Origin of the sequence: Thermoactinomyces sp. CICC 10735 (assembly GCF_016055175.1) — a bacterium.
GTDB classification, from domain to species: Bacteria; Bacillota; Bacilli; order Thermoactinomycetales; family Thermoactinomycetaceae; genus Thermoactinomyces; species Thermoactinomyces vulgaris.
On sequence record NZ_JAECVT010000001.1, the window covers coordinates 197,496 to 220,608 of the forward strand.

A 23,113-nucleotide genomic window follows, 5' to 3' on the forward strand; every position below is an offset into this window, starting at 1 on the left:
GGAATGAATATGCCGGTCATTTCATATATTGATGCGGTGACACAAGCACTGAAGGAAGAAATGGAACGTGATTCACGTGTTTTCGTGCTTGGAGAAGATGTGGGGGTGCGCGGCGGTGTTTTCCGGGCAACCGACGGCCTGTATGAACAGTTTGGGCCGGACCGGGTGCTGGATACACCCCTGACGGAATCTGCGATTGTCGGAGTCGGTATTGGTGCAGCGGCTTACGGGATGCGTCCGGTGGCTGAAATCCAATTTGCTGATTTCATCATGCCGGCGTATAACCAAATTGTCAGTGAAGCGGCACGGATTCGTTATCGCTCCAACGGCACCTGGCATGTGCCCATGGTGATTCGTGCACCGTACGGCGGAGGCGTTCACGGAGCGTTGTACCATTCACAAAGCGTGGAAAAGCTGTTCACCGGTGTTCCCGGATTGAAAATTGTGATGCCATCCACTCCTTATGATGTCAAAGGATTATTAAAATCGGCGATCCGCGATGACGACCCGGTGTTGTTCTTTGAGCACAAACGTTGTTATCGGTTGATTAAAGGAGAAGTTCCGGAAGAGGATTATACCGTTCCGATCGGAAAGGCGGAAGTGAAGCGGGAAGGATCCGACGTCACCGTGATTACCTACGGTCTGATGGTTCACTACGCTTTGCAGGCTGCTGAAAAATTGGAAAAAGAAGAAGGAATCAGCACCCATGTGCTGGATTTGCGCACATTGGTACCGCTGGATAAAGAAGCGGTTCTCGATGCAGTGAAAAAGACGGGAAAAGTGATCGTGATTCATGAGGATAATAAAACAGGAGGATTTGCCGGGGAAGTTTCTGCGGTCATTGCCGAAGAAGCCTTGTTTGAATTGGATGCCCCCATCAAACGTCTTTGCGGTCCGGATGTACCTGCCATGCCGTACAGCCCGCCGCTTGAAAAAGAGTTTATGTTGAATCCGGAAAAAATCGCAAATGCCATTCGCGAATTAGCAGAATTCTAACCAGATGAGGAGGTTCTTCCCAAAATGGCGACCGATATTTTAATGCCTCAGCTCGGGGAAAGTGTAACCGAAGGCACCATTGCAAAATGGCTGAAAAAACCAGGAGATCCTGTAACCAAATATGAACCGATTTGTGAAGTGTCCACAGACAAAGTGAATGCCGAAGTTCCGTCAACTTATGAAGGAAAAATGGCGGAAATCATTGCTGAAGAAGGCGAAACCGTTGAAGTCGGGCAACTCATTTGCCGCATCGAAGTGGCAGGAGAAGAAGGCGGAACAGAAGAACCGGCAAAAGAAGAAGCTTCCGCTCCCGCCCGGGAAGAAGCAAAAGCACCGGAACAAAAACCGGCCGCACAAAAAGATGATTCCAACAAACACCGTTATTCTCCGGCCGTCATGCGCCTGGCTCAGGAAAATAACATCGATTTGACGCAATTGACCGGAACCGGAAAAGGGGGACGGATCACCCGGAAAGATGTACTCAAAGCGATTGAAGAAGGTACCGGTCGGGCCGCTGCTCCGGCTCAACCGTCTCACACGGCGGCTGCGGAAAAAGCGGCCGAACCCAAAGCCGCGGCAGACAAACCCGCTGCCAAACCGGGATCCGGTTCCGGCATTGTACTGGAAAATGGCGACACCGAGATTCCTGTGTCCAGCGTGCGCCGTACCATTGCCAACCGCATGGTGCAAAGCAAGCATGAAGCTCCCCATGCCTGGACCATGATGGAAGTGGATGTAACGGGACTTGTGGAATTGCGCAACCGTATCAAACATGACTTCCAAAAACGCGAAGGGGTCAAGTTGACCTTTATGCCTTTCTTCATCAAGGCGGTTGTGGATGCGCTCAAAGAGTATCCGATCCTCAATTCGGTTTGGGCGGACGACAAAATCATCTTGAAGAAACGCATCAATATTTCGATGGCCACGGCCACCGATGATGCCTTGTATGTACCGGTGATCCATGATGCGGATGAAAAAAGCATTTTGGGACTGGCTAAAGCCGTGCAGAACTTGGCCGAAAAAACACGGAATGGAAAATTGGAACTGGCCGACATGCAGGGCGGAACGTTTACGGTGAACAATACCGGTTCTTTCGGTTCGATCCAATCGCAACCCATCATCAATGCGCCGCAGGCAGCCATCCTGTCCTTTGAAGCAATTGTGAAGCGACCGGTGATCTATAACAACATGATTGCCGTCCGGGACATGATGAACATTTGCTTGTCCCTCGACCATCGGATTCTCGACGGCCTGGTGGCAGGACGTTTCTTGAATCGCGTCAAAGAACGCTTGGAATCCTATGGCCCCGACACGCAAATTTGACGTTGACCAAAAAAGGCACCCATTTTCGGGTGCCTTTTTTTGATGGAACAAAAAAACAAGGTTCTCACCAGGGCCGATGAAAACCTTGTTACCGCTTTTATTGGAGTCCGATAAAGAAATCATACAAAGCAAGCAATGTCACTCCGACGACTCCCAATGTAAAGATGCCACCGATCACAAAACCGGGTTTGTTCCCGGTTTTTTTGTTGTACCATGCTCCGCGTACGGCAAGAATACTGATGATGACCAAAAGCGGTACCATAAAGTAATCCATCGTCATTCCACCTACTTTCTCAAACTCCAGTCGTTTTCAGTATAAACCTGTGAATGATTCATTAACCGTTATTATATGGAAATCAGAATAAAACATACCGGTGCAAGTGGAAGTTGCAACCAGCGTAACAATGAAGTAAACCATGGCTTGAACCCAGGCCGATTGTAAAATAATTTACCTCAGGTTACATTGTAACCAACATTGTCACCAATGTCCATGTTCTTTCCGATCGTAAAAAATCATTCAAAGATGATAAATATTTGTTATATTAAGAAGTGAAAGCGTTTTATCATATCTTGAGAGGAGACTGTCAATAATGAATAAATCATCCGAGCAAGAAAAATTGAAAATTTGGGAAGAAAAAACCAATCGGCTCCTCCAAAAAACGCCGGAAAGAAAAGAGACGTTTCATACATCTTCGGAGATTGAAGTGAAACGCCTCTATACAGAAGCGGATGTACCGGAAAACCCGGGATTGCCGGGAGAGTATCCTTATACACGCGGGATTTATCCCTCCATGTATCGCAGCCGGCTTTGGACTATGCGGCAATATGCCGGTTTCGGATCAGCCGGGGAAACCAACAAACGGTTTCGTTATCTGTTGGAACAGGGACAAACCGGACTCAGTGTCGCTTTCGACCTTCCCACCCAGATTGGCTATGATTCGGATGATGCCATGTCGCAGGGGGAAGTGGGGAAAGTCGGGGTGGCCATTGACTCTCTGAAAGACATGGAAAGGTTGTTTGCAGGCATCCCGTTGGATCAGGTCAGCACTTCCATGACCATCAATGCACCGGCCAGTGTGTTGCTGGCGATGTATATTGCCGTTGCGGAAAAACAAGGAGTGCCTTCCGAAAAACTGAGAGGAACCATTCAAAATGATATTTTGAAAGAATATATTGCCCGTGGAACTTATATCTTCCCACCGAAGCCGTCCATGCGCTTGATTACGGATGTGTTCCGGTATTGTGCGGAACATGTTCCCAAATGGAACACCATCAGCATCAGCGGATACCACATACGGGAGGCCGGTTCCACCGCGGTTCAGGAGATCGCATTCACTTTGTCCGACGGCATCGCTTATGTGGAAGCCGCACTGGAAGCGGGTTTGGAAGTGGATCGGTTTGCACCCCGTTTGTCCTTTTTTTTCAATGCGCATAACCACTTTTTTGAGGAAATCGCCAAATTCCGTGCAGCCCGGCGCATTTGGGCCAAAATCATGAAAGAGCGTTTCAACGCGTCGAACGAGCGCTCGTTACAATTGCGTTTCCATACGCAAACAGGGGGATCCACGCTGACGGCCCAACAACCGGACAACAACATCGTGCGGGTGACTTTGCAAGCTTTGGCGGCGGTTTTGGGCGGAACTCAAAGTTTACACACCAACTCCCGGGATGAAGCATTGGCCCTGCCCACGGAAGAGTCGGCAAGAATTGCCTTGCGGACGCAGCAGATCATTGCGCATGAAAGCGGTGTTGCCGATACGGTTGATCCGCTCGGAGGATCGTATTATATCGAAGCGTTAACTGACCAAATCGAAAAAGAAGCCTGGCGCTATATTGAAAAAATTGACGAAATGGGCGGGGCGGTCCGCGCCGTGGAGGAAGGGTACATGCAGCAAGAAATCCATCGGGCTGCGCTGGCCATCCAAAGAGAAATCGAATCCGGCAAACAAGTGGTGGTTGGTGTGAACCGTTACCGTTTGGAACAAGAGACCGAACCGCAATTGTTGCGGGTGGATCCGGCCATTGCCAAACAACAAGTGGAACAATTAAGGGAATTGAAAGCCAACCGGAACGCAACGGAAGTGGAGGAAAAGTTAAAGCGCTTGAAAAAAGCGGCGCAAGGGACGGAAAACCTGATGCCTCATATTCTGAATGCCGTCAAAGCTTATTGTACGATCGGCGAGATTTGTCAAGTGTTACGGGAAGTTTTTGGTGAATATCGAGCGGGATAAAAAGGGGGAAATCGAAATGAAACGGACGATCCGTGTGTTGATCGCAAAACCCGGGTTAGACGGCCATGACCGGGGGGCGCTTATTATTGCACAAGCGTTGAGAGACGAAGGGATGGAAGTGATTTATACCGGTTTGCGCCAAACGCCGGAGCAGATTGTTGCCCAAGCGATTCAAGAAGATGTGGATGTGGTCGGCTTGTCTTGTTTGTCGGGGGCTCATAATGAATTGTTTCCCGAAGTGGTGCGCCTGTTAAAAGAACAAGGCGCTGAAGATATTCCGGTGATTGCAGGCGGGGTGATCCCGCAAAAAGATGTGGAGTTTTTGAAACAGCAAGGCATTGCCGAAGTGTTTACGCCGGGAACCCCGACGAAACAGACGGCTGATTATATACGGAATTTGGTTGCCGGAAAGGAGCGTCAGCAGCATGAATGAGGGAAAACCCAAAAAAATCAGCCACATCGGAATTGCCGTTCGCAGTCTTAAGGAAGCCGTTCCTTTGTACCGGGATGTTTTCGGGTTGGAATACGAAGGGGAAGAAGTGGTGGACAGCGAGCAGGTTCGCGTGGCTTTTTTTAAGATCGGAGAAAGTAGGATTGAATTATTGGAACCATTGTCTGAGAACAGTGCGATTTGCAAATATTTGCAAAAGAAAGGGGAAGGGATTCATCACATCGCCCTGGAGGTCAGTGATTTAAAGCAGCGGCTGTCGGAATTAAAAGAGAAAGGGATCCGGTTGATTTATGAACAGCCGAAACCCGGAGCCCATCAAATGAATATCTCTTTTTTGCATCCGAAAGTAACCGGCGGTGTATTATACGAGCTTTGTGAACCTCGTGAAAGAGAGGAGTAAATCACCATGAATATGTACCAAAAGATTGACCAGCTTTATGAAAAGCGCCGCAAAGCTGAAATGGGCGGCGGGGAAAAAAGGATCCGGGCCCAACATGACAAGGGGAAATTAACGGCTCGCGAACGGATTGATTTGCTGCTGGATGATGACAGTTTTGTCGAGTTGAACACGTTTGTGGAACATCGGGCGGTGCATTTCGGCATGGATCAAAAAGAAGCTCCGGGGGAGGGGGTGGTGACCGGTTACGGAAAAATCCACGGCCGGGACGTTTATGTCTTTGCCCAGGATTTCACCGTGTTTGGCGGGGCATTGGGCGAAATGCATGCACTTAAAATTGCCCGCTTGATGGATTTGGCCGCCAAAAACGGGGCTCCGGTCATCGGCTTGAATGACTCGGGAGGGGCACGGATTCAAGAAGGCGTGGTTTCGCTGGATGGATACGGCCATATTTTTTATCGCAATTCCATTTACTCCGGAGTGATTCCCCAGATTTCGGTCATTATGGGTCCTTGCGCCGGAGGGGCCGTGTACTCGCCGGCCATCACTGATTTTGTCTTTATGGTGGAAAAAACCAGCCAAATGTTTATCACCGGACCAAAAGTGATTGAAGCCGTCACCAGAGAAAAAATCAGTTCGGAAGCACTGGGCGGGGCAAAAGTGCATGCCGGTGTGAGCGGAAATGCCCATTTTACCGCGCCGAGCGAGCCGGAGGTTTTGGAGCAGGTCCGGCGCCTCATGCAGTTTCTCCCGCAAAGCTACCGGGAAAAACCGCCCGTGGTTCCGTACCGGGATGAGGATGACTGGATTGAAGAACTGGCGGAAATCGTCCCGGTGGAAGAGACCAAAGTGTATGATGTCCGGAAAGTGATTGAATACATCGTCGATGACGGGGATTTTATGGAAGTCCATGAATCGTTCGCGCGCAACCTGGTGGTCGGTTTCGGCCGGATTGCCGGCCGGACGGTGGGAATTGCCGCAAATCAGCCCAAAGTGATGGCAGGCAGTCTGGATATCGATTCATCGGATAAGTTAAGCCGGTTTATCCGTTTTTGCGACAGCTTCAACATCCCCATCATCACCTTTGAGGATGTGACCGGCTTTTTCCTGGGGGTCAACCAGGAGCATCGCGGGATTATCCGGCATGGAGCCAAAATTTTATACGCTTATTCCGAAGCGACCGTCCCCAAAATCACGGTCATTTTGCGCAAAGCTTTCGGAGGGGCTTATGTTGCCTTAAACAGCAAGGCGATCGGCGCGGATCTGGTATTTGCTTGGCCGAGTGCGGAAATTGCCGTCATGGGTGCGGAAGGAGCGGCCAACATTATTTTTTCCCGAACGATCCAAGAGAGCGAAAATCCGGAACAAACCCGGAAGGAAAAAATCCGGGAATACAAAGAAAAGTTTTCCAATCCTTATATCGCGGCCAGCCACGGCATGGTGGATGATGTCATCGATCCGCGGGAAACCAGACAGAAATTAAAACAAGCTTTAAAGATGCTGGAAAACAAAAAAGAAAGCCGCCCGGCCAAAAAGCACGGGAATATTCCGCTGTAAGGGAAAAGGATGCGAAAAGTGGGAATCCAAAAGGGTTTCCACTTTTTCCTTGGGGCAATATTTTTGATCCGGATGAAAAAAATGGATAAAGGGGATGATAGGGGAATAAGGAGGTGAAAAAAATAAGAAAGTGGTATGATAAAATATGGTATGAAAAATGGAGCTTGTACCAATTTTTGTTATCCAATTCTAAATAATGGTGTTACAATAAGAAAAATTTTTTGCATCGAATGGAGGAAGGATTACCATTGGTTAACCAACAACGGCTGATTGATGAATTCATCGAACTTGTCACAACGGATAGCGAAACAGGGGATGAACGGGTCATTTGTGATTTATTGAAGGAGAAGTTGACAAACCTCGGTTTTGATGTGAAAGAGGATCGTTCCAGTGAAAAAACCGGACACGGTGCCGGAAATATCGTGGCGACGTTAGGCGGAACGTTGGAAGATGTACCGAAAATCTACTTTACCTGTCACATGGATACCGTCGCACCCGGAAAAGGCATCCGGCCCGTCATAAAAGATGGTTATATCCAATCGGATGGAACGACGATTTTGGGAAGCGATGACAAAGCGGGACTGGCAGCGTTGATGGAAGGAATCCGCTTGATGAAGGAACAAAAAATCCCGCACGGAAAAATTCAATTTATCATCACCGCCGGCGAAGAATCGGGATTAATCGGTTCGCGCCATTTAGACTTGAGTCTGGTGGATGCCGATTTCGGTTTTGCCTTGGATTCCAACGGGCCGGTGGGCGAAATTATCACTTCCGCCCCGTCCCAAGTGAAAATCATAGCGACGATTTACGGGAAAGCGGCTCACGCCGGGGTGAATCCGGAAGACGGAATCAGCGCCATCCAGGTGGCCAGCCGGGCTATTTCCAAAATGCGCCTGGGCCGGATCGACAGTGAAACCACCACCAATATCGGTTCATTTCACGGCGGGACGGCCAGCAATGTGGTTCCGGAAAAAGTGGAGATCATTGCTGAAGCCCGCAGCCGTAATGAAATCAAATTAAAAGCACAAGTAAAGCATATGGTTCAGGCATTTAAAGAAGCGGCAGACGAGCTCGGGGCCCGTGCCGAAGTCGAAACGAACGTGCTTTATCCCTCATTTAAATTCACCGAGAAAGATTTGGTCGTGCAAAAAGCCATGGCGGCGGTGGAACGGGTCGGCCGCAAACCGAAATTGGATGTGAGCGGCGGAGGAAGTGATGCCAATGTCATCGCCGGATACAACATTCCGACAGTAAATCTGGGAATCGGTTATGAAAACATCCATACAACCAGTGAACGGATGCCGGTTCAGGAATTGATCAAAGCAGCCGAATTGGTTGTGGCATTGGTAGAAGAGTGTGCCAAAGTTCCGGTGCCGCAAAGTCTGTAGTCATAAGAACCCCGGCCGGGGGTTCTTTCTTTTTTGAGACACATACATCAGTTTGCGGTTTTTCTTCGGAAACTATGCATTCATTTCCGGTGACCCGGCCGTGAAAAATCAGGATGGCATGTCGGCCCGGAAGTTTGGATCCAGTTTTTTTAATTTATCCATGATCCGCCGTTTGCGGTATAACATCATGCCGGCTTCCGCCACTTCTTCGACCGTGGAGCGGTTGATGAAGGCTCCGAAGAGAATGCCGATGACCGGCACGATTTGAAAGAGTTTTTTCCAGCCGAAATGATCACGGTACGTTGCAATCACTTCCCGCCATCCCTGAAATTCGGAGATGGCTTCCCGTTGGTTTTTTTCGGAACCGGTTTCTGCCAGCTGCTTGAGAATGGATTGTTTGCCGACATAGTCGGCGGAAGCAAATTGCAAACATTTGACAATGAAGATTCGCTCTGATTTTTCTTTGGGCTGATATCCATAGATAATGGCCATTTCTTGCAAGGCGTGAAGCGAAATGCCGAGCAAGGCGGGGATGTCTATGGCCAAGGTGAAAATTCCGCCGAATCCGGTGGTGGCCCCTTGCATGGTGGCGAGTTGCTTGTGTTTTTGCATGGCTGTTTCGGCAACTTCGTTTAACAGGGATAACGGAAGTTGCCCGATTTCTTCCGGCGAAAGGGATGGACCGGGAATCCCCGCTTTCCTGGCGATGACCGAAATGGTTTGGCGTTCCTGAATCAAATACTCACCGCCGGTTTGGATATAGCTTCCCAATTCATCAAAAAACTTCCCCAGCACGTTATGGACGGCCTGAGGCGTGATTTTATCCAAAAGCGCAAAAGGGAGCCGTCCGATTTTTTCCCAAAACCACAAATCTTTTTGATCTTTTTCCCATTGGCTGATCCTTTCCCATTCGCTTAACAAAAATTCCTTGCTGTCCTGTGAAAAACGTTTCATTTAGACAGATCCCCTCTTTTCACAACAGGAAGTCACCCGACGTACCGGTTTAAAATGCGGTCCACCGAACGGCCGTAGGATTCACCAAAGACATTCAAGTGAACCAATAAATAATACAATTGATAGAGTGGTTTCCGCTCCGGATAGGATGGAGAAACCGGGTAAACTTCTTGATAGGAATCATAAAAAGGCGCAGGAAATCCCCCGAACAATTCCGTAAACGCGATTTCCAGCTCATGATGGGCAAAGAAGACGGCCGGATCAATCAAACACGGAGAGCCACCCGGGCCGGTGATCCAATTGCCTCCCCATAAATCACCATGGATCAATGAAGGTTGTACTTGCCCGGGAATCCAACGTTCCAGTTGATTTATCAGCGCTTCCAGTTTTTTTCTTCGCTTTCCGGTGATCGTTTGGCGGTCAATCCCCAATTCATATTGAACTTTTAAGCGTTGATCCCGATAAAAGGAGCGCCAGTCGGTCATCCAGGCATTTCGTTGCGGAAGGGTTCCGATCAGATTGTCCTCATGAAATCCGAAGGCTTGTCCGCGAACCTGATGAAGGCGGGCCAATCCTCTGCCAAGTTGTGGAATGGTCGTTTTGGTTTCCGTTCCTTCAATCCATTCCAACAGAAGCAGGGCGGTTTGGGTTTCTTTTTCATAAAAGGTTCCGTAAACGTCAGGAACGGATAAGGTGTTTGTCTGTTTAATCGCGTTTAATCCGTTGACTTCTTTTTGGAAAAAGGTTTCCGGAACCGGACGGTTGATTTTGGCAAAATAAGATCGCTTGGTTGTGTTGATCCGGAAGGTTTGATTGATGCTTCCGCCGGAGACCGGGTGAATTTCGGGGGGATCCTTTTCATCCAAAAGTTGGCGGAGTGCTGTTTGAAGGATGGTTTTCATGTCCGGATCCTCCTGTGCAAAAAGTATCCGGATTTATTTTAACAATTATTTCATTTTGACTAAATAGGGATGTTGGGGATGGCATTTTTCAAGATATTGCTTGACCGTTAAAGGATGGACAGCCATTTTCTTTAAATAAGAACGGATTTGCCCGGCGGTTCCCGTCAGGCGAATGCCGTGCGGACCGGTTTTGAATTCCATATTGCACGCCTCCGGTAACAAAGTGTTTAATTCTTTTTTACGTCAGTGCAAGTGAACTTATACATCCGCCGACGTTACCGGAGATTTGCAAACACATTGACGGAAAAAACATGTAATTTGATAGGACAATTTATATTGCGAATCCGGGTGCATATATACATTTATGGAGGTTCTTTTTCTGTTATAAGCCAAGTTTGCTGAATGGGTTTCAAAGGAACGGTTGCTTCTTCGTGTTGTTATCAAGAGGAAATTTCCTCAGATCATAAGGAGGGATTTCAATGCACCCTTGGTCACCCTGTGGGAGCATGTATGATGCCACCTTCCAATCCAGTCTGTATCCGCTCATGGGCCGGAAGGTTTCCGTGCAAACGATCCGCGGGAGTGTAACGGGAAGGCTCACACACGTTCAGAGTGATCATGTCGTGGTTCAATCCGGCGGGGCTCCTTTTTTTATTCGCATGCAACAAATCCTTTGGGTCGTGCCGGTTACAAAAAGCAAGAGACAACGGATGACTTCTCCGCTTCCTTGTTGATGGCATGACCTGAATTTGATCCGGTTTTTGATGCATAACCAAGGGAGGGGAAAGGATGTTTAAACGTTATAATCGTCTGGCTATTGAATTACCCGTCCCCGAACACGGGGATGCCAATGCGGCGGCGGCTGTTCAGGAATTGCTCGGCGGACGTTTCGGAGAAATGTCCACCTTAAACAACTATATGTTCCAATCCTTCAATTTTCGTGCCAAAAAAAAATTGAAACCCTTTTACGATCTGGTTGCCAGCATCACGGCAGAGGAATTCGGTCATGTGGAACTTGTCAGTGCAGCCATCAATTTATTGTCCACCGGCATCACCCGTCCGGGGGATCCGGACACCACACCATTAAGAAACGGGTTGGATGCCCGAAATACCTATTACTTTATCGCAACGGCCCAGACCGCGCTTCCTGCCGATTCGATGGGCAATCCATGGAACGGAACTTATGTGTTTAACAGCGGCAATTTAATTGAAGATTTCCTGCACAACTTTTTCCTGGAGATCGGTGCCCGCACCCATAAAATGAGGGTTTATGAAATGACTGACGCGCCGGTGGCCCGGGAAATGATCGGTTATCTTTTGGTGCGGGGAGGCGTGCATATCGTTGCCTATGCCAAGGCGCTGGAAATCCTGACCGGTGTTGATGTCACCCGCATGCTTCCCATTCCGAGTCTTGACAACTCCAAATTTGATTATGCCAGAAAATACATCGAACAAGGACTGGATAACATTCTTTACACTTGGAGTGAACATGACTACCGCGACATCGACAGAATCTGGAGAGGGAAAAACCCGGAAACGGGTGCACCGCTCCGTGTGGTGGTCGGAGCTCCCAAAGGAGCCCCCATGCCCGATTTGGAGAAAAAACCGGAAGAGTTTGCCCCGGGCATTGACAAGGATCATTATGAGTGGGTGTTAAAAAAATTGAAATTTTATATGTAAACGGCTCACAGCCACAGTCCGGCACAGGGTTGGGCTGTTTTCTTTTTTTGATACGTTTTCTGGTACACGCGGTTCACTGCGTTATAATGGAGGGGATATCGCAAACAGGAGTGACGAGCAATGAAAAAAAATCTGGAAGAGAAAACGATTGCCACCCAAAAAATATTCACCGGAAAAGTGATTGATTTACAAGTGGATGATGTCCTGCTTCCCAACGGAAACGTCTCCAAACGTGAAATTGTGACACACCCGGGGGCCGTGGCGGTCATGGCGCTCAATGAAGAAGACAAGCTCGTGCTTGTACGGCAATTCCGCAAAGCGTTGGAAAAAACGATTTTGGAAATTCCGGCGGGAAAACTGGAAAAAGGCGAAGATCCGAGGGACAGTGCCCGGCGGGAGTTGGAAGAAGAAACCGGTTATCAGCCCGGCCGTTTGGAAGAAGTGGTCTCGTTTTACACCTCCCCCGGTTTTGCCGATGAGAAAATCCATTTGTACTGGGCGACCGGTCTGGAAAAAGGAACCCGCAATCCGGATGAAGACGAATTTGTGGAGCTGGTCGAGCTGACCATGGAAGAATGTTTCAAACGGATTGAAACCGGAGAAATCTGTGACGCCAAAACGATTTTTGCCGTTTATTTTTGGAAAAACCGGGTGGAAGCCGGCGATGAGTGAACTGAAGACCCTTTATGCCGATTTTCATATTCATATCGGGAGAACCAGTCGCAATCATCCGGTAAAGATTACCGCGGCCAGAAACATGACCTTTGAAAACATCGTCAAAGAGGCACACCATCGCAAGGGGCTCGGCATGATCGGCGTGATTGACAGCCAGTCTCCGCCGGTGCAGGAGGATATTCTCGACGGGCTTCGATCCGGATGGTTCCGGGAGCATCCGGACGGGGGAATCGTTTACAAAGAGACGACCTGTTTGCTCGGAGCCGAAATTGAGATCCGGGAACCGGACACGGGCCCGGCTCATGTGCTGGTGTTTGTAAAAACTTTGGAGAAGGTGCAGCAATTGACTGCTTGGCTGAAAAAGTCGATGAAAAATGTACAGTTGAGTACCCAAAGGCTTTATCAGCCGGTTTCAAAGTTGCAGGAAAAAGTGGAAGAGCTGGACGGGTTGTTGATTCCCGCCCACATTTTTACGCCGTTTAAAAGTGTTTATGGCAGTGCCGTCGACTCCATGGGGCAGCTTTTTGATTTGAAGAAAGTGGCTGCGGTCGAATTGGGGCTGAGCTCCGACTCGGAATTGGCGGACCGGATTTCGGAGTTGAATGCATTTCCGTTTTTAACGAATTCGGATGCGCACTCCCTGCCGAAAATCGGACGGGAGTACAACAAGCTTTTGGTGAAAGAAGCCAGTTTTGAAGAATTCCGCAAGGCGTTGAACGGGGCGGACGGCCGAAAAATCCTTAAAAACTACGGGTTGAATCCGCGATTGGGTAAATATTACCGGACCCGGTGTTTAAAATGCGGTGAGCTCTGGCCTCATGAAGAAACGCCGGTTTGTTTGCATTGCGGAAGCAAAAAGAGAGTCAAAGGTGTTTTGGACCGGATTTTGGAAATCAGTGACCAATCTTGCCGCCATCCGTCATTTCGTCCTCCGTACCAATATCAAGTTCCATTGGAATTTATCCCGAAACTGGGGAAAAGGACTATGGAAAAACTGCTGGACGCATTTGGCACTGAAATGAACATTCTTCATGAAGTTCCGGTCGAAGCGCTTGAAAGCGTGGCGGGAAGCCACATCGCCCGTCACATTCTCATGGCCCGGGAACAAAAACTGGCTTTCGAAGAAGGCGGGGGAGGCATATACGGACGGGTGAAACCAAGCTGACCACATGAATTGTGGCCGGCTTTTTTTATACCCGCCTTTTCTTAAAAGATGATCCATTCCGGGAACAAGAAAGAAGAACGTAGTATAATGGATTTAACATCTGTACCGGTTAAGTTTGAGCGATGAAAGGTGAAGAAGGGATTGGGAAAACACCAGAGGTGAAATTTGGAGTGATGGGAATGGCTTATTTGGATTGGTCTCAGAAGTTGCTGAAAGTGAGCGGGTCATGGGTTCTTGTATGTGTGATTCTTTTAATCTTGTTCAAAGGATTGATTTTCCTTCTCCGCAACAAAAAATTATCGGTTTTCATCGCTTGCTTCAAAGGGATTTGGGCTGTCTTTTTTATCCTTTACTATGGTTTGATCTGTATATTTATTTATCGATTTCTGATTTATCCGTCTTTTGGCGGGGATCCGGTTTGGGAGATTGGAATGACGCTGATCATTTTTGGCCTGGCGGTTTTGTTCTGGATCGGCCCCGTACGGGGAATCCTGGGATTCAAAGCTACCCGGACCCATCCCGAGGCGGCTGGCGGTTCCAAAGACGGCTGGGTGATTGAAAGCTGGTGGGGGGACGAGGTGTTGCCGGAGCGGAACCGGGATCCGGGCGAATGAACCGGAAGCAGGCAAATCTATAGAATCTTTTCGTATATTTTGGCTTTGTCCGTCATAGTTTCATAGTGATGGACAAAGGAGGCGGAAAGTATGAAAAGAAGACCGGGTCCCTTTGAGCATACACTGAGGTCCCATTTTCAGAGTCAAAAGTCGTTATATATTTTCGTCACGACCCTGTTTATGATGGGAGTGATTTTTGGCGCCGTTTTGGTCAACTCCTTGGATCCGTCTCAAAAAGAAGGGTTGCTTCATTATCTGGGGTATTTTTTTCAGGGGTTAAAAGACGAGACCATTGCCGAGCCGGGGGTTGCTTTCCAACATTCATTGGGAGGCCATTTGAAAACGATCGGTTTGATGTGGATTTTGGGCTTGTCGGTCATCGGGATTCCTGTTTTGTTGGTTCTCTTGTTCTTAAAAGGCCTGGTCATCGGGTTTACGGTGGGGTTTCTTTTTTCAAAATTGTCCTGGCAGGGGCTGTGGTTTGCGATTGTTTCCATTGTGCCGCAAAATTTGCTGATCATCCCGTCGATGATTATCATCACCATGGCCGGCATCCGTTTTTCCATCACCCTGATTAAGAATCGTTTGATTCATCATCGTGGAGCCATTTATCCGCATTTTGTCTCCTTTTCGCTGTTGGTGACGGGCATGGCGGTGGTTATGCTGGTTTCTTCCGCCTTTGAAGCTTATGTTTCCCCGGTGATGATGAAAGAGGTTGTGCCAACCGACATCACTGTGAGTCAAAATCCATAATTTATAACAATTATTATTTGATAATATTTCTCGATTGGATTGACTCCTCTGCTTTGGTCAAATATAATGGTGTAAGACAGACAGGGGGGTGTCGTTATTGGAAGATCGGGTGAATCAAATTAAACAACAATTATCCGCCCATAACTATAAATTGACCCCCCAACGGGAAGCGACGGTCCGTGTGCTTTTGGAAAATGAGGAAGATCATTTGAGCGCGGAGGATGTCTACCTGTTGGTGAAGGAAAAAGCTCCGGAAATCGGGTTGGCAACCGTGTATCGGACGCTGGAGCTTTTAAGCGAATTGCAGATTATCCATAAGTTGAATTTCGGAGATGGTGTAACACGGTATGAATTTCGGGCTGAAGGGGCGGAACATCACCACCATCACCTCATCTGTCTCCATTGTGGTACAGTCGATGAAATTACGGAGGATTTGCTAGGCCCGATTGAGGAACAGGTGGAGAAAGATTTTGATTTTCAGATTGTGGATCATCGGTTGACATTCCATGGAATTTGCCATCGTTGTAAAGGAAAAGTATCCAATTTAAAAAAACTGGTAGGATCCAAAGTGACGTGAGATCTCTTCAGATCTCACGTTTTTTATGTTTAAAATCCGATATATATTCCATCCTATAAATGGAAGCTCAAACCAAAGGAGGGTGTTGAATATTGAAAGTCGGAATTCCCAAGGAGATCAAAAACAATGAGAATCGTGTCGCCATCACACCCGCTGGTGTCGACCTTTTGGTGCAAGCCGGGCACGAAGTCATGGTGGAGTCCGGTGCCGGCGAGGGAAGCGGATTCAAGGATGAAGAATTTTTGGAGCATGGCGCCCATATTCTTCCTTCCGCGGCCGATGTGTGGGGCAAAGCGGATATGATTTTAAAAGTAAAAGAGCCGTTGAAAGAGGAGTTCCAATATTTTCGCGAGGATTTGATCTTATTTACTTATTTGCATCTTGCGCCGGAGCCGGAATTGACAAAGGCGCTGATGGATCAAAAAGTTTCCGCCGTTGCCTATGAAACGGTGCAATTGGATAACGGGTCCCTGCCGCTTTTAACCCCGATGAGTGAAGTGGCCGGCCGGATGTCCGTGCAAATCGGAGCACGCTTTTTGGAAAAACCGCAAAGCGGTGCAGGCGTGTTATTGGGCGGAGTGCCCGGTGTGGCCCCTGGCAATGTGGTGATTATCGGAGGCGGAACGGTCGGAACCCAAGCCGCCAAAATGGCCTTGGGCATGGGGGCCAATGTGACGATCCTCGATATCAATGCGGAGCGGCTCAGACAGCTGGATGATTTGTTTGCCGGACAACGGATTCAAACGTTGATGTCGAACCGGTTCCATATTGCCGAAGCCGTCAAACAGGCGGATTTATTAATCGGGGCGGTTCTGATTCCGGGACGGCGGGCACCCAAGCTGGTCACGGAAGAGATGGTCCAAACGATGAAAGAAGGATCCGTGATTGTCGACGTGGCGGTGGACCAGGGGGGATCCATCGAAACGGTCGACCGGATTACCACACACAGTAATCCCGTCTATGAGAAATACGGGGTGGTGCACTATGCCGTTCCCAATATCCCCGGTGCGGTTCCCCGGACTTCCACCATGGCTTTAACCAATGTCACCATGCCGTATGCCAAAGAGATTGCCGATAAAGGTTTGGAGCAGGCCGTAAAAGAGAATAAGGCGCTAGCCAAAGGAGTCAACGTGATCCACGGGCACGTGACCTACAAAGCCGTGGCGGAAAGCCTCGATTTGCCTTATACGCCGCTTGATGAGGTGATGGGATAAAGGGATGTTTCACTCCCGGATGATGTCATAAAAGATTGTCTTTCACATAATGTTTATAAAAATGTTTGAAAAGGGACGATCTTTTATGGTAATTTCTTTGCGTAAGGTGAAACAGTGGGTGAAATTTTTGTTATTATTTACCTTATTTACGCTTTTGCTGTATCAGCTTTTCATGATCCTGGCTCCTTATTTCCAACCGGACTTTCTGTATGAAGAGCCTTCCGGCGGAGCGGTGAAAGTGATTGCACAAAATATAGATACTCATGAATCCTCATCCACGCTGAAAGAAATGAAAGAACGGTTGCTTTTGTTTTACTGGATGGGGGAATGAAAAAGAACGCCCACCGTTCTTTTTTTTTCTCATGGATTATAATGGGAATCGGAAGGAGATGAAGAGATGAATCGTTTTAAACGTGTCGCCTTGATTGTATTAGACAGTGTCGGAATCGGGGCTTTGCCGGATGCCGGTGAATTTAATGATGAAGGTGCGCATACGCTGGGGCATATTGCCGAATATGGAGACGGGCTCAAAATGCCGAATATGCAAAGCCTCGGGTTGGGAAATATCGAAGCCTTGAAAGGGATTGAGCCGGTCGCGGAACCCGAGGCCTGGTACGGAAAAATGAAGGAGATCTCCAGAGGAAAAGATACAACCACCGGACACTGGGAGTTTATGGGGATTTATACGGACAAGCCCTTTAAAACCTATCCGGACGGATTTCCCACGGAATTGATTCAAGCGTTTGAGGAAAGAACCGGACGCAAAGTGATCGGGAACAAACCGGCTTCCGGAACGGAAATCATCAAAGAATTGGGCGAAGAGCACATGAAAACCGGTGCATTGATTGTCTATACTTCCGCCGATAGCGTGTTTCAGATTGCCGCCCATGAGGAAGTGGTGCCACTGGAGGAATTGTACCGGATTTGTGAAATCGCCCGTGAATTGACCCTGGATGAAAAATATTCCGTCATTCGCGTGATTGCCCGGCCGTTTGTGGGACAACCCGGAAATTTCACCCGTACGGCCAACCGCAGGGATTATTCGGTCAAACCGCCGGAAAAAACCGTGTTGAATCATTTGAAAGAAGCGGGCAAAGATGTGATCTCCATTGGGAAGATTTCCGATATTTATGCCGGTGAAGGAATTACATATTCCCTGAAGACCAAATCCAATATGGATGGCGTGGATCAGTTCCTCAATATCATGAAAGAGGATTTTCACGGACTGGCGTTTGTGAATTTGGTGGACTTTGATGCCAAATACGGCCATCGCCGGGATCCGGAAGGATATCAACAAGCGTTGGAAGAGTTTGATGCGCGGGTGCCGGAGATTTTGGCATCTCTCCAAGAAGATGATTTATTGATCATCACCGCCGACCACGGAAACGATCCAACCCATCATGGAACCGATCACACCCGGGAATACACGCCGCTTTGGGTGTATGGGAAACGTTTGGTCAAGCCCGGACAATCGTTGGGTGTGCGGGAATGTTTTGCAGACGTGGGAGCCACTATTGCAGAAAACTTTGATGTGACCATGCCGAAAATCGGAAAAAGCTTTCTGAAAGAATTGAAATAAAAGGAGTGGTTGAAACCGTGAGTGTGACGAAAGAACAAATCAAAGAAGCCGCAGAGTCGATTCGCGGACAAATGAAGGATAAACCGCAAGTCGGATTGATTTTGGGGTCCGGACTGGGCGTGTTGGCCGAAGAAATTCAGGAGCCGGTCACCAGCCGTTATCAAGATATCCCGCATTTCCCGGTTTCCACGGTGGAAGGGCATGCAGGAAAGCTGATTTCCGGGAAATTGGAGAATAAAAATGTGATGGTCATGGCCGGACGATTCCATTTGTATGAAGGACATGACCCGTCATCGGTGGTGTTCCCCATCCGTATGATGAAAGAACTGGGAGTGGAAACGATTTTGGTCACCAACGCGGCCGGAGGAGTCAACCAGTCTTATGAACCGGGGGACTTGATGGTGATTCGCGACCACATTAATCTGATGTTCCGGAATCCTTTGGTCGGTCCGAATGATCCGGAACTCGGGGACCGTTTCCCGGATATGTCGGTTGCTTATGATGAAGAATTGCGCAAGTTGGCCCATCAGGTTGCGAAGGAACAGGGTTTCTCCCTGCAGGAAGGCGTCTATGCCGGTGTGTTGGGCCCGTCTTATGAAACGCCGGCCGAAATCCGCATGATCCGGACGCTGGGCGGAGATGCGGTCGGCATGTCGACGGTGCCGGAAGTGATTGCGGCCCGGCATGCGGGAATCCGGGTATTGGGGATTTCTTGCATTTCAAACATGGCGGCGGGCATTTTGCCGCAACCGCTTTCGCATGAAGAAGTGATCGAAACCGGTAACCGTGTCAAAGGGAAATTTATCAAACTGGTGAAAGGGATTTTGCAACAGTTGGATTAATCGGAAGGGAAGAAGATGGAACCATGATTTTTCATGGTTCCATCTTCTTTTTTATGGTGTTTTTTGGGATAAACAGAGTACATCCATGTTGAAAAAAAATTAACATAATTTATAATAATAGATGTGTTTTTATGTTTTAATCAAAGGGGGAAACCGATGAAGAAAACGAAAAAGGTGTTTGCCCTTCTTTCTTCTTCACTTTTGCTCGGATCCATTGTTATGTCGCCGGTGGCGGGATGGACGGAAAAAGTGGAAGCAAAAGAAGCGGAAACACGGGTTGATTGGTCATTGGTGAATGAAAATGCATTGATTCAGCATTTGAAAGAGAAGGGGAAACTGGATCAAGATGCAAGCCCTGAGGAAATCAACCAAGCCGTGAAAGAATACGTGATGGACGGAAGTGTTCCTTTCAGCCAAACCGAAGGGATCGACACTTCTTCCAAATTTGGTGAAGAAGCATACAAAGGGAAGAAAAAGATCCAACAAAAAGTATTCGACAAAATCAGCAAAATCGATGAAAATACCGTTCAAGCACTGAAAGAGAACAAAAAATCTTTTAATGACCGCGCGGTTGTGGCCTTGATTGAATTTCCTGATTTTCCGCACAATTCCATCAAAAAGAAAGAAAACCAGTTTTGGGTGAAAGATTTTAATCCGGAACATTACGAACAGCTGTTGTTCAACCGCGATGGATTTACCATGGATAACGGGGAGAAAATCCCGTCCTTGCGCCAATTTTATCTCGAACAATCCGTCGGGTACTGGAATGTGGTTGGCGAAGTGACCCCTTGGGTTCAAGCAAAGCATGAAGCGAAATATTATGGAGGACACCAGGACCAAGGGGATTATGAATTAAAAGATGCCCGTCCCCGTGAGTTGGTGATGGAAACGTTGGCGGCCGTCGGCCAACAAATTGCCGGAAAAGAGGAATTGTATGACCAACGGGATCCGTATGATCTTGACAATGACGGCGATGTCATGGAACCGGACGGCTTGTTGGACAACCTGTTCATTGTCCACTCCGGTGAAGGCGAAGAAGCGGGGGGCGGCGATTTGGGCGAAGACGCGATTTGGTCCCACCGTTCAGTGATCGGTCCGGAGCCGGTTCCGATTCCGGGAACCAATTTAAAGGCTTTTGATTATATCATTCAGCCGGAAGATGGTGCGGCCGGTGTCTTTGCCCATGAATACGGCCATAATCTCGGATTGCCGGATGAATATGACACCGGATACACCGGAGCCGGTTCCCCGATCGAGGCTTGGTCTTTGATGTCTTACGGCAGTTGGACGGGGAAAATCCCGGGGACCGAACCGACCGGATTCAGCCCGTGGGCAAAACTGTATTTCCAAGAAACTTACGGCGGAACCTGGCCGATCGCCACTGTCATAGATTACGACCGACTGCACCAAAAAAGAGCGGCGGTGTTAAAAGAAGCGGTGGCGCAATCCAGCAAAGGAAAAATCCTGAAAATCAACCTGCCGGACCAGCTGGTGGATCCGCCGACCCAGCCAAGAGGAAAGAAATCGTATTTCTCTGACAAAGGAAATATGCTGAACACAAAGCTGACATCGGCGGAAATTGATTTGACCCATGCTTCGGAAGCGAAATTGCAATTTGAATCGTGGCGTCAGATTGAGGCAGGTTATGATTTCTTGTATGTCAATGTTTATGCCGACGGGAAAAAGGAAACCATCCGGCAATACGATGATGACACCAACGGCAAATGGGTTGAAGAAGAGTTGGATTTGACTCCGTACACCGGCAAAAAAATCAAAATCGAATTTAATTACGTCACGGATATCGGATTGATGATGGAAGGGTTCTATGTGGACAATATCGCTGTCACCGCAGATGGAAAAATGGTCTTTTCCGATGATGCCGAAGGCGATCCAAAATTCACACTGGATGGTTTCAAAGTATTTGACGGGTCCAAAATTCCCTTTGAACAATATTACTTGGTGGAATGGCGAACCCATCACGGAATGGATCTGGCCCTGAAGCATCTTCGCCGCGGACAAACCATGTTGAGTTATGATCCCGGAATGGTGGTCTGGTTTTATGATGCCCGTTGGGGAGAAGACAACATGACGGGGCTCCATCCGGGAGAAGGTTTCCTCGGCGTGGTTGATGCCCATCAACGCGGGCATTACTGGAACGACGGAACCGTGGCGGACACCCGGTATCAAATCAATGATGCGGCTTTCGGATTCAAAAAGACTTCCCCTATCGATATCGAGTTCAACGGTTCCTACATGAAGTATGATCCGTTGCCGGGAATTCACACGTTTTATGACGGACACGATTACACCAGCCCGTTTAATCCGGACGGAGGAAAGATCCTGCCCCATTACGGAATCGGAATCGCTTTGAAAAAAGTGAAAAACGGTGAAAAAGAAGTGATTGTGGAAGTATCCAAAAAATAAAAAGCAATGACTGAAAAAAGACTTTGCTGCTTTTAGCGGTAAAGTCTTTTCTTTTTTGGCATAATTATCCGGCTCGTGGTTCAAACTATAGATACTGCTATTGGGGAGGGAATTGGAATGCTGAAAAAGCTCAGCTGTTTAATCCTGTCGCTCGGCTTGATGGCCGTTTCGTTGATCCCGTCACAACCGGTTTCGGCCGAAGAGGCGGAAACCGATTTGGCGCCGGAAGCCGTTTCCGCCATTCTGCTGGATGCCGGGACGGGAAAAGTGTTGTACGAAAAAAACAGCCATCAACCGTTGCCTCCTGCAAGCATTACCAAAGTGATGACCATGTTACTGGTCATGGAGGCAATCGATCAGGGGAAAATATCCTGGTCGGATCCGGTGCGTGTCAGTGAACATGCCGCTTCCATGGGCGGGAGCCAGATTTTCCTCGAACCGGGGGAACAAATGACCGTCCATGACTTGTTTAAGGCGATGGCCATTTCATCAGCCAATGATGCGGCAGTGGCACTGGCGGAATATTTGGGAGGCACGGAAGAGCGTTTTGTGAAAATGATGAATGACAAAGCCAAGGAATTGGGACTGAAAAATACACATTTTGAAAATTGCAACGGATTGCCGGCATCAGGCCATTACTCTTCCGCTTATGATATTGCCGTGATGTCCAGGGAACTTCTTTCTTATCCCAAAGTGACCAACTATACGGGACTTTACGAAGATTACCTGAGGAAAAATTCGAAAAAACCGTTCTGGCTGGTCAATACCAACAAATTGGTCCGGTTTTATCCGGGAATGGACGGGTTGAAAACCGGATACACTTCCGAGGCGAAATATTGCTTGACGGCCACGGCCAAAAGGAACAATCTCCGGTTTATCGCCGTGGTGATGGGCGAACCAGATGTCAAGAAGCGGAATCAGGAAGTTTCCTCGATGATGGATCATGCATTTAACCATTACACAAGCCAACGGATTTACAACAAAGGGGATTTGATCGCGGAAAAACGGATTGATAAAGGAAATCCGGACAAAATCCGCATTGAAGCCAAACAGCCGATCGACATGTTGATAAAAAAAGGCGAATCCATCCGTGATTATCAAAAGAAATGGGTTTGGGAGGATTTAAAGGCTCCCGTCAAAAAAGGAGACCGTCTTGGAAAACTGCAGATCGTTAAGGACGGACAAGTTGTTGCCGAGTGGAATTTGATCAGCAGCATGGAGATCCAAAAAGCAAACCTCTGGACCTCTGTGAAGCGAAGTTTGAAAGAAATGCTTTTTTTGCCGGATGATGTGAATACACAGATGTAGAAGGAAAGAGGATTCTGGACAATCTTGTCAGGAATCCTCATTTTTTGGTTATTTTTTGCAGACGGAAGGAAAGGGCCGAAAAA

At 48.2% G+C, this 23,113-nt stretch carries 24 protein-coding genes; 20 read left to right on the forward strand and 4 right to left on the reverse strand.

All coding sequences use genetic code 11. From position 1 onward, the window contains the following. Window positions 1–9: 9 nt before the first annotated feature. Window positions 10–996 (forward strand): alpha-ketoacid dehydrogenase subunit beta, encoded by a 987-nt coding sequence (locus tag I8U23_RS00975; protein WP_037997460.1) that lies wholly within the window; start codon window positions 10–12, stop codon window positions 994–996. 24 nt (window positions 997–1,020) lie between these two features. Next, window positions 1,021–2,319: a dihydrolipoamide acetyltransferase family protein gene (locus I8U23_RS00980; RefSeq protein ID WP_198050611.1), complete on the forward strand. Its 1,299-nt coding sequence runs from the start codon at window positions 1,021–1,023 to the stop codon at window positions 2,317–2,319. A 97-nt stretch (window positions 2,320–2,416) separates the two neighbouring features. Here the strand turns inward: I8U23_RS00980 and I8U23_RS00985 are convergent, their stop codons facing one another. After that, window positions 2,417–2,593 carry a hypothetical protein gene (locus I8U23_RS00985; RefSeq protein WP_156097763.1) on the reverse strand — a complete coding sequence of 59 codons (177 nt, stop codon included), beginning with the start codon at window positions 2,591–2,593 and terminating at the stop codon, window positions 2,417–2,419. A 316-nt stretch (window positions 2,594–2,909) separates the two neighbouring features. On the opposite strand from I8U23_RS00985, the gene I8U23_RS00990 reads away from it, so the two are divergent. The 5 genes from I8U23_RS00990 (at window position 2,910) to I8U23_RS01010 (ending at window position 8,343) form a co-directional block, all read left to right on the forward strand. Beyond that, window positions 2,910–4,550, forward strand: a complete 1,641-nt coding sequence (locus tag I8U23_RS00990; protein WP_037997464.1) for an acyl-CoA mutase large subunit family protein — start codon at window positions 2,910–2,912, stop codon at window positions 4,548–4,550. 16 nt (window positions 4,551–4,566) lie between these two features. Further along, window positions 4,567–4,983: a cobalamin B12-binding domain-containing protein gene (locus I8U23_RS00995; protein ID WP_197052016.1), complete on the forward strand. Its 417-nt coding sequence runs from the start codon at window positions 4,567–4,569 to the stop codon at window positions 4,981–4,983. Beyond that, the gene (mce, locus tag I8U23_RS01000; protein WP_049719960.1) at window positions 4,976–5,401 is read left to right on the forward strand and encodes a methylmalonyl-CoA epimerase; all 426 of its coding nucleotides are present in this window, start codon (window positions 4,976–4,978) and stop codon (window positions 5,399–5,401) included. Before I8U23_RS00995 ends, mce begins: the two co-directional genes overlap by 8 nt. Before the next feature lie 12 nt (window positions 5,402–5,413). Further along, window positions 5,414–6,955 carry an acyl-CoA carboxylase subunit beta gene (locus I8U23_RS01005; RefSeq protein WP_198050722.1) on the forward strand — a complete coding sequence of 514 codons (1,542 nt, stop codon included), beginning with the start codon at window positions 5,414–5,416 and terminating at the stop codon, window positions 6,953–6,955. Window positions 6,956–7,203: 248 nt separating this feature from the next. Then, the gene (locus tag I8U23_RS01010; protein WP_049719961.1) at window positions 7,204–8,343 is read left to right on the forward strand and encodes a M20/M25/M40 family metallo-hydrolase; all 1,140 of its coding nucleotides are present in this window, start codon (window positions 7,204–7,206) and stop codon (window positions 8,341–8,343) included. Between the two features lie 108 nt (window positions 8,344–8,451). Here I8U23_RS01010 and I8U23_RS01015 read toward each other — a convergent pair whose 3' ends face one another. Genes I8U23_RS01015 through I8U23_RS01025 form a run of 3 tightly spaced genes read right to left on the reverse strand, consistent with a single transcriptional unit; the run spans window position 8,452 to window position 10,400 of the window. Next, a complete protein-coding gene (locus I8U23_RS01015; protein WP_049719962.1) occupies window positions 8,452–9,297 on the reverse strand; it encodes an EcsC family protein in 846 nt (281 codons plus the stop codon). A gap of 32 nt (window positions 9,298–9,329) precedes the next feature. Continuing rightward, window positions 9,330–10,199 (reverse strand): fructosamine kinase family protein, encoded by an 870-nt coding sequence (locus I8U23_RS01020; protein WP_198050612.1) that lies wholly within the window; start codon window positions 10,197–10,199, stop codon window positions 9,330–9,332. A 45-nt stretch (window positions 10,200–10,244) separates the two neighbouring features. Further along, window positions 10,245–10,400: a Z-ring formation inhibitor MciZ gene (locus I8U23_RS01025; protein ID WP_131470937.1), complete on the reverse strand. Its 156-nt coding sequence runs from the start codon at window positions 10,398–10,400 to the stop codon at window positions 10,245–10,247. Window positions 10,401–10,678: 278 nt separating this feature from the next. On the opposite strand from I8U23_RS01025, the gene I8U23_RS01030 reads away from it, so the two are divergent. From I8U23_RS01030 to I8U23_RS01090, 13 genes are all read left to right on the forward strand, one after another. Continuing rightward, window positions 10,679–10,933, forward strand: a complete 255-nt coding sequence (locus tag I8U23_RS01030; protein ID WP_231855173.1) for a DUF2642 domain-containing protein — start codon at window positions 10,679–10,681, stop codon at window positions 10,931–10,933. A 55-nt stretch (window positions 10,934–10,988) separates the two neighbouring features. Further along, window positions 10,989–11,879 carry a manganese catalase family protein gene (locus I8U23_RS01035; protein WP_049719965.1) on the forward strand — a complete coding sequence of 297 codons (891 nt, stop codon included), beginning with the start codon at window positions 10,989–10,991 and terminating at the stop codon, window positions 11,877–11,879. 120 nt (window positions 11,880–11,999) lie between these two features. After that, window positions 12,000–12,551, forward strand: coding sequence for an NUDIX hydrolase (locus I8U23_RS01040; RefSeq protein WP_049719966.1), 552 nt, complete (start codon window positions 12,000–12,002; stop codon window positions 12,549–12,551). After that, a complete protein-coding gene (locus I8U23_RS01045) occupies window positions 12,544–13,719 on the forward strand; it encodes an endonuclease Q family protein (RefSeq protein WP_049719967.1) in 1,176 nt (391 codons plus the stop codon). The genes I8U23_RS01040 and I8U23_RS01045 overlap by 8 nt, the downstream gene beginning before the upstream one ends. Before the next feature lie 158 nt (window positions 13,720–13,877). Then, window positions 13,878–14,333 carry a hypothetical protein gene (locus tag I8U23_RS01050; protein ID WP_198050613.1) on the forward strand — a complete coding sequence of 152 codons (456 nt, stop codon included), beginning with the start codon at window positions 13,878–13,880 and terminating at the stop codon, window positions 14,331–14,333. A gap of 90 nt (window positions 14,334–14,423) precedes the next feature. Next, window positions 14,424–15,086: a stage II sporulation protein M gene (spoIIM, locus tag I8U23_RS01055; protein ID WP_198050614.1), complete on the forward strand. Its 663-nt coding sequence runs from the start codon at window positions 14,424–14,426 to the stop codon at window positions 15,084–15,086. Between the two features lie 97 nt (window positions 15,087–15,183). After that, window positions 15,184–15,663 carry a ferric iron uptake transcriptional regulator gene (fur, locus tag I8U23_RS01060; protein ID WP_037997491.1) on the forward strand — a complete coding sequence of 160 codons (480 nt, stop codon included), beginning with the start codon at window positions 15,184–15,186 and terminating at the stop codon, window positions 15,661–15,663. Between the two features lie 92 nt (window positions 15,664–15,755). Continuing rightward, a complete protein-coding gene (ald, locus tag I8U23_RS01065; protein ID WP_049719970.1) occupies window positions 15,756–16,877 on the forward strand; it encodes an alanine dehydrogenase in 1,122 nt (373 codons plus the stop codon). 85 nt (window positions 16,878–16,962) lie between these two features. Further along, on the forward strand, window positions 16,963–17,208 hold the full coding sequence (locus I8U23_RS01070) for a DUF4227 family protein (RefSeq protein ID WP_037997497.1): 246 nt from the start codon (window positions 16,963–16,965) through the stop codon (window positions 17,206–17,208). 66 nt (window positions 17,209–17,274) lie between these two features. Continuing rightward, window positions 17,275–18,456 carry a phosphopentomutase gene (gene deoB, locus I8U23_RS01075; protein ID WP_049719971.1) on the forward strand — a complete coding sequence of 394 codons (1,182 nt, stop codon included), beginning with the start codon at window positions 17,275–17,277 and terminating at the stop codon, window positions 18,454–18,456. Between the two features lie 23 nt (window positions 18,457–18,479). Next, window positions 18,480–19,298: a purine-nucleoside phosphorylase gene (locus I8U23_RS01080; RefSeq protein ID WP_370526884.1), complete on the forward strand. Its 819-nt coding sequence runs from the start codon at window positions 18,480–18,482 to the stop codon at window positions 19,296–19,298. A 156-nt stretch (window positions 19,299–19,454) separates the two neighbouring features. Continuing rightward, a complete protein-coding gene (locus I8U23_RS01085) occupies window positions 19,455–21,722 on the forward strand; it encodes an immune inhibitor A domain-containing protein (protein WP_198050617.1) in 2,268 nt (755 codons plus the stop codon). 117 nt (window positions 21,723–21,839) lie between these two features. Beyond that, window positions 21,840–23,030 carry a D-alanyl-D-alanine carboxypeptidase family protein gene (locus tag I8U23_RS01090; protein WP_049719973.1) on the forward strand — a complete coding sequence of 397 codons (1,191 nt, stop codon included), beginning with the start codon at window positions 21,840–21,842 and terminating at the stop codon, window positions 23,028–23,030. Window positions 23,031–23,113: the final 83 nt, after the last annotated feature.